Origin of the sequence: Actinomadura sp. NPDC048394, assembly GCF_040651755.1 — a bacterium.
Classification (GTDB): domain Bacteria; phylum Actinomycetota; class Actinomycetes; order Streptosporangiales; family Streptosporangiaceae; genus Spirillospora; species Spirillospora montaniterrae.
In genome coordinates this window covers 46,355-52,688 of the sequence record NZ_JBEZJL010000079.1, presented here as the reverse complement: position 1 = coordinate 52,688, position 6,334 = coordinate 46,355, and the positions used below count along the sequence as shown (strand labels likewise).

Here is a 6,334-nt window from a genome sequence, read left to right as displayed (position 1 = left end):
GGCCCGTCACTGCTGTCGGGGCTGCTCGGCACCGGGAACCGGATCGTCGCCGGCGGCATGGCGTTCGTCATGTTCGCCGCCGCCACCGGCGTGCACCGCGGCCAGCAGGGTGCGGAGGGACTTGTGTCTCATCGCTGGTTCTGCTCCCTGTTCGGTGATGCGGGGGTGGGACACCTGCCTGGGAGGAGCGGCAGAGGATCGGCGGCCGGCCGCCGGCGCGAGGAACCGGTCAGCGCGTCCAGACGGCCGTGTCGGGCGGCAGCAGGCCGTCCGGCAGGGGCCCGCTCGCCAGCAGGACGTCGCCGGACGGGAGCGGGACGGGAGCCGGGCCGAGGTTGACCACACAGGTCAGGCCCGAGTCGCGGGTGAAGGCGAGCACGTTCTCCTCCGACGGCAGCCACGTCATGGCGCCGTCGCCGAGGTGCTCGCGGCGGGCGGCGAGCGCGGCGCGGTACAGGTTGAGCATCGAGCCCGGGTCGGGCTCCTGCGCCTCGACGGTCAGGTCCTTCCAGTCGGCGGGCTGCGGCAGCCACGGGTCGCCGCCGAACCCGAACGGCGGCCGGTCGCCCGACCACGGCAGCGGGACGCGGCACCCGTCGCGGCCCGGGTCGGTGTGCCCGGACCGGTGCCAGATCGGGTCCTGGCGCAGCTCGTCCGGGAGGTCCTCGACCTCGGGGAGGCCGAGCTCCTCGCCCTGGTAGATGTAGACGGCGCCGGGCAGCGCCATCGCCAGCAGCGCCGCCGCCCGCGCCCGGCGGACCCCGAGCGCCCGGTCGGTGGGCGCGCCGTGCCGGCGGTCCTGCAGGTCGAACGAGGTGTCGGCGCGGCCGTAGCGGGTGACGGGCCGGACGACGTCGTGGTTCGCCAGCACCCAGGTCGGGGGCGCGCCGAGCGGGGCGTGCGTCGCGAGCGTCGTGTCGATCACCTTGCGGAGCGCGTGCGGCTCGAACGCGCAGTTCAGGAAGTCGAAGTTGAACGCGGTGTGCATCTCGTCGGGGCGCAGGTAGCGGGCGAAGCGCTCCTGGTCGGGCAGCCACACCTCGCCGACGAGCATCCGGCCCGGGTACTCGTCGGTGACCTTCCGCCAGCCCCGGTAGATGTCGTGGACGCCGTCGCGGTCGGTGTAGGGGTCGCTGCCGTCCGGTTCGGCGTCGGGGTCCTTGACCAGCAGGGCCGCCGAGTCGATCCGGATGCCGTCGACGCCGCGGTCGTACCAGAACCGCAGCACGTCGTGGAACTCGCGGACGACGTCGGGGCTGTTCCAGTTGAAGTCGGGCTGCTCGGGGGCGAACAGGTGCAGGTACCACTCGCCGTCCGGGACGCGGGTCCAGGCGGGCCCGCCGAAGATCGACTGCCAGTCGTTGGGCGGCCCGTCGCCGCGTCCGGGACGGAACCAGAAACGCTCCCGCTCGGGCGAGCCGGGCCCGGCGGCGAGCGCCTCGCGGAACCAGTCCGACCGGTCCGAGGCGTGGTTGGGCACCACGTCCAGGATGATCCGCAGGCCCGCGGCGTGCGCCTCGCCGATGAACGCCTCCGCCTCGGCGAGCGTGCCGAACACCGCCTCGACGTCGCGGTAGTCGGCGACGTCGTAGCCGCCGTCCGCCATCGGGGACGGGTACCACGGGTTCAGCCACAGCGCGTCGACGCCGAGCCCGGCGAGGTAGGGCAGCCGGTCGCGCAGGCCGGCGAGGTCGCCGACGCCGTCGCCGTTCCCGTCGGCGAAGCTGCGCGGGTACACCTGGTAGATCGCCGCGCCACGCCACCATGCTTCGGGCATGCGAGTACTCCTTGCTCGTTAAGAAGCGGATCGTGAAAAGAAGGGACGGCCGGGCCGGGTCAGCCCTTCAGGCCGCCCGCCGTGAGGCCGGCCATGATGTGCCGCTGGAAGACGAAGAAGACGACGATGGTGGGCACGCTGGCGATGACCAGCGACCCGATCAGCACGTTCTGCGGCACCTGCACCGCCAGCGAGGAGATCGCGACACTGATCGTCTTGCGCTGCGAGTCGGGCAGCACCAGCAGCGGCCAGACGAAGTCGCGCCACACGTTGACGATCGTGAAGATCGACACGACGCCGAGGATCGGCCGCGACACCGGCAGCACCACCGACCACAGGATCCGCGCGGGCGAGGCGCCGTCCACCTCCGCGGCCTGGAGCAGCTCGGTCGGGATCGAGTCGAAGAACCGCTTGAGCAGGAAGATGTTGAAGGCGTTCGCGGCGGCCGGCAGCCAGATCGCCCACGGCGTGTTCAGCAGGTTGACGTGGAAGAGCGGCAGGTCCTTCACGGTCAGGTAGGCGGGCAGCAGGATCACCATCGGCGGGATCATCAGCGTCGCCAGCATCAGCCCGAGGACGGCCCGGCCGAACATCGGCCGCAGCTTCGACAGCGCGTACGCGGCGGTGACGTCGACGCCCATCGTGAACAGCCACGCGCCGAACGCGTAGACGAGCGTGTTGCGCAGGTACAGGCCGAGGTCGAGCTGCCGCCACGCCTCCCGGTACCCGGACAGGTCGAAGTGGCGCGGGAACACGCCCGGCGGGACGTCGGCGAGCTCGTCCGGCGACTTCATCGCGCCGGTGACCATCCAGTACAGCGGGAACACGAACACGAACGTGAACACGACGACGATCGAGACGAGGGTCGTCCAGTAGATCGCCTTACCGCGCCGGGTGCCGAGCGTGTGCGGCGAGACGAGGGTGCGCGTCTCGTTCATCGGCTACCTCGCTTCCTCGCGCGAGACGCGCAGGTAGATGGCGGAGAACACCATCAGGACGAGCATCAGCATCAGCCCGAGCGCCCCGCCGCCGCCGAAGTTGGTGAAGTTGAACGCGTACTGGTACATCAGGTACGCGACGGTGACGGTGGAGCCCTCCGGGCCGCCGCCGGTCAGCAGGTACGGCTCGATGAACACCTGCATCGTCGCGATGATCTGCAGGAGCAGCATCACCAGCAGGATCAGCCGGGTCTGCGGGATCGTGATGTGCCGGATCCGGCGGAACAGCCCGGCCCCGTCCAGCTCCGCCGCCTCGTACAGCTCGCCGGGGATGGACTGCAGCGCGGCCAGGTAGATGAGCGTCCCGCTGCCGAGGTTCATCCACGTCGACACGATCACCAGCGAGATCAGCGCGGTGCTCGTCGAGTCGAGCCAGCTGAGCCCCGGCAGGCGGGCGGCGTGCAGGAGCTGGTTGAACAGGCCGGGTCCCGGGTCGTAGAACCACTTGAACAGCAGCACCGCGACCGCCGGGGGCAGCATCACCGGCAGGTACACGACGAACCGCAGGTAGGCGCGGGCGTGCTTCAGCTCGTTCAGCACGATCGCGATGGCGAACGGGATGACGTACCCGACGACGAGCGCGAGCAGCGTGAACTCCGCCGTGTTGACCCACGCGTCCGTGAATCCCGGGTCGGCGAGCACGGTGCGGAAGTTGTCGAACCCGACCCAGCGGGCCTCGCCGACGAAGTTGGTCTTCTGGAAGCTGAGCAGCACCTCGCGGACGATCGGGTACCAGGAGAAGAACGCGAAGCAGATCAGCGCCCCGCACAGGAACCCGTACGCGGTCAGGTTGCGCTTCACGGTGCGCCGGGTGCGCGACGGGCGCCGCCGCGAGCGGGCCGCGGCGGGGCGGACGAGCGTCCGCGCTGTGGTCATCTGTCACTCCAGGTGTGGGACGGCGGTTCCGGGGCGCCGGCGCGGTGCGCCGGGGCCGGCGCCCCGGAGGCGGCGGACGTCAGCTCCCCGACCGCGCGAGGGCGGCGTCGGCCTTCTTCTGCGCGTCCGCGAGCAGCTGGTCGATGTTCGCGTCGCGCCTGGTCAGCACGGCCTGGACGACCGAGTCGAGGATCGTGTACAGCTGCTGGGCCTGCGGCGGCTCCAGCTTTCCGGGCACCTTGCTGTAGGCGTCCTCGTACGGCTTGAAGTTCGCGACGGGCAGGTTCGCGGCGTCCGCGCGCAGCTGCCGGTCCTTCTCCCCCACCGCGTTCTGGCCGAACAGCTTCGGCTGCGGGATGCCGACGGGACGGCCGTCCTTGGCGGCCCGCGCGTAGTTCAGCTGCCCCTGGCCGGGGGTGAGCGCGTAGTAGTCGAGCCACATCAGCCCGGCCTTGATCTTCTCCGGGGACGCCTTCGGGCTGAACAGGTAGCCGTCGCCGCCCATCAGCGTCCCCGCCGAGCCGGGGATCGGCGCCATCCCGTAGTCCTCGTACTTGCCCTTGAACTGGTCGACCAGCGCGGTCGCGTTGTCGGGGGCGCCGAGGTACATGCCGAGCTTGCCGGCCGCCATCATCCGCTGCACGTCGGCGTCGACGAGCAGCTGCTTGCTGCCCATCGAGTCGTCGGTCCAGCGCATGTCCTTGAGGTTCTGCAGGACGGCCTTGCCCTGCGGGCTGTTGAACGCCGCCTTCTTGCCACTGGCGTCGACCATGTCGCCGCCCTGGCTGTAGATCGACGTGGCGAAGTGCCAGCCGCCCTGGTTCTTGGCGCTGAACTCGGCGTACCCGACGGTCCCGCCGCCGAGGGCGCTGATCTTCTTGGCGTCCTCGCGGACCTCGGCCCAGGTCGTGGGCGGCCGGTCGGGGTCGAGGCCGGCCTTCTTGAACAGGGTCCGGTTGTAGAACAGGCCCATCGAGTAGTTCTGCCGGGGCAGGCCGTAGACCTTCCCGCCGTCCTTGAAGACCTTCTCGACGGCCGGGTCGAGGTTCGGGTACTGCTTCGACTGCCCGATGTAGGGGGTGATGTCGGCGGCCTGGCCGTTGGCGATGATGCCGCGCACGTCGGTGAAGTAGACGTAGTAGACGTCCTCCATCTGCCCGCCCGCCAGCTTCGCCTGGAAGGTGTTCGGGTCGATGCAGGGGAAGGCGTCCTTGCCGTCGATCGTGATGTTGGGGTGCAGCTTCTGGAACGCCGCGACGTCCTCGAGCCACTCCTTGCGCTGCGCGGCCTGGCTCTTGGCCGGCATGCAGCCGACCGTGATCGACACCTTGGTGCCGGCGTCCAGGGGCGCGGTGTCCTTGCCACCGGAGCCGTCCCCGCCGCAGCCGGCGACGGTCGCGCCGAGGGCCGCGGCGAGCGCGGTGGCGAGAATCCGGGATCTCATGGGGGTTCCCTCCTGGGCCGTTGGGTCGGCCGATTGCGAGGAACATACAGAGACCAACATCACAGTGCAATAGATGAATGAATATTCGCAAGAACCCAACATTCTGGAACGTTCACGACGCAAAGCAGCACAGAACGACGAAAGCCGCCCTGCGTGAGGGCGGCTTTCGGACGGTCCGGATCGGGTGCGGATCAGGCGCGCGCGGTCCTGACCCGCGCCGTGGACGCGCGCACGACCAGCTCCGGCTCGTAGAGCAGTTCCTCGGCCGCGACCGGGCCGCCCTCCACCTGGCTCACCAGCAGCGTCACGGCGGCGCGCCCGATCGACTCGATGGGCTGCCGGACGGTGGTGAGCGGCGGGTTCACGCAATTCATGAACGCCGAGTCGTCATAGCCCACGACCGAAACGTCCTCCGGCACCGACATCCCCAGCCGCCGCACCGCGCGGATGACGCCGAGGGCGAGGGGGTCGCTGGCGCAGATGACGCCGGTGACGCCGTCGCGGATCAGCCGTCCCGTGACGGCCTGGCCGCCCTCCAGCGAGAACATGCTGCGCCGCACCCACGCGGCGGGCAGCTCGACGCCGGCGCGCTCGGCCGCGGCGCGGGCCGCGGCGAGCTTGCGGTTGGACGGCACGTGGTCCTCGGGGCCGAGGACCATGCCGATCCGCTCGTGGCCCAGCGACAGCAGGTGCGCGAACGCCTGCTCGGCGGCGACGGCGTCGTCGGTCGACGCCTGCGGGAAGCTGAGCTTCTCGCTGGCCGCGTTGACCAGCGCGACGGGCAGCCGCACGTCCCGCAGCCGGTGGTAGTGGTCGTGCGGGGCGTCCGCCTCGGCGTACAGCCCGCCCGCGAAGATCACCCCGGACGCCTGCTGCTGCAGCAGCATCTCCACGTAGTCGGCCTCCGACAGGCCGCCCGGCGTCAGCGTGCACAGCACCGGCGTGAACCCGCGCTGCGCCAGCGCGCCGCCGACCACCTCGGCCAGCGCGGGGAAGATCGGGTTGCCGAGCTCCGGCAGCACCAGGCCGACCAGCCGGGCCCGCTCGCCGCGCAGCTGGGTCGGGCGCTCGTAGCCGAGCACGTCCAGCGCGGTCAGCACGGCGGCGCGGGTCGCGTCGGAGACGCCCGGCTTGTCGTTCAGCACCCGGCTGACGGTGGCCTCGCTGACCCCGACCTTCTTGGCGACCTCGGCCAGTCGACGTGTCATGCCGCAACTATACGACGCCGCTTTGCAAACC

General features: G+C 70.8%; 6 protein-coding genes. All 6 read right to left on the bottom strand.

The genetic code is table 11. The features are described from left to right. Positions 1-6 precede the first annotated feature (6 nt). Entirely contained in the window at positions 7-132 is a 126-nt protein-coding gene (locus AB0C78_RS40480) for a hypothetical protein (protein WP_360758798.1), read from the bottom strand. A 97-nt stretch (positions 133-229) separates the two neighbouring features. After that, entirely contained in the window at positions 230-1,777 is a 1,548-nt protein-coding gene (locus tag AB0C78_RS40475; protein ID WP_360758796.1) for a glycoside hydrolase family 13 protein, read from the bottom strand. A 59-nt stretch (positions 1,778-1,836) separates the two neighbouring features. Continuing rightward, a complete protein-coding gene (locus AB0C78_RS40470) occupies positions 1,837-2,715 on the bottom strand; it encodes a carbohydrate ABC transporter permease (protein WP_360758794.1) in 879 nt (292 codons plus the stop codon). A gap of 3 nt (positions 2,716-2,718) precedes the next feature. Continuing rightward, the gene (locus AB0C78_RS40465) at positions 2,719-3,651 is read right to left on the bottom strand and encodes a sugar ABC transporter permease (protein ID WP_360758792.1); all 933 of its coding nucleotides are present in this window, start codon (positions 3,649-3,651) and stop codon (positions 2,719-2,721) included. Between the two features lie 79 nt (positions 3,652-3,730). Beyond that, positions 3,731-5,095, bottom strand: a complete 1,365-nt coding sequence (locus AB0C78_RS40460) for a sugar ABC transporter substrate-binding protein (protein ID WP_360758790.1) — start codon at positions 5,093-5,095, stop codon at positions 3,731-3,733. Between the two features lie 191 nt (positions 5,096-5,286). Next, complete coding sequence (locus AB0C78_RS40455; RefSeq protein WP_360758788.1) at positions 5,287-6,303, bottom strand: LacI family DNA-binding transcriptional regulator; 1,017 nt, start codon at positions 6,301-6,303, stop codon at positions 5,287-5,289. Positions 6,304-6,334: the final 31 nt, after the last annotated feature.

Bases quoted from the DNA above. Each gene is read 5' to 3' on its own strand.
- AB0C78_RS40455 (WP_360758788.1), bottom strand. From the start codon at position 6,303: ATGACACGTCGACTGGCCGAGGTCGCCAAGAAGGTCGGGGTCAGCGAG.
- AB0C78_RS40470 (WP_360758794.1), bottom strand. From the start codon at position 2,715: ATGAACGAGACGCGCACCCTCGTCTCGCCGCACACGCTCGGCACCCGG.
- AB0C78_RS40475 (WP_360758796.1), bottom strand. From the start codon at position 1,777: ATGCCCGAAGCATGGTGGCGTGGCGCGGCGATCTACCAGGTGTACCCG.
- AB0C78_RS40480 (WP_360758798.1), bottom strand. From the start codon at position 132: ATGAGACACAAGTCCCTCCGCACCCTGCTGGCCGCGGTGCACGCCGGT.
- AB0C78_RS40465 (WP_360758792.1), bottom strand. From the start codon at position 3,651: ATGACCACAGCGCGGACGCTCGTCCGCCCCGCCGCGGCCCGCTCGCGG.
- AB0C78_RS40460 (WP_360758790.1), bottom strand. From the start codon at position 5,095: ATGAGATCCCGGATTCTCGCCACCGCGCTCGCCGCGGCCCTCGGCGCG.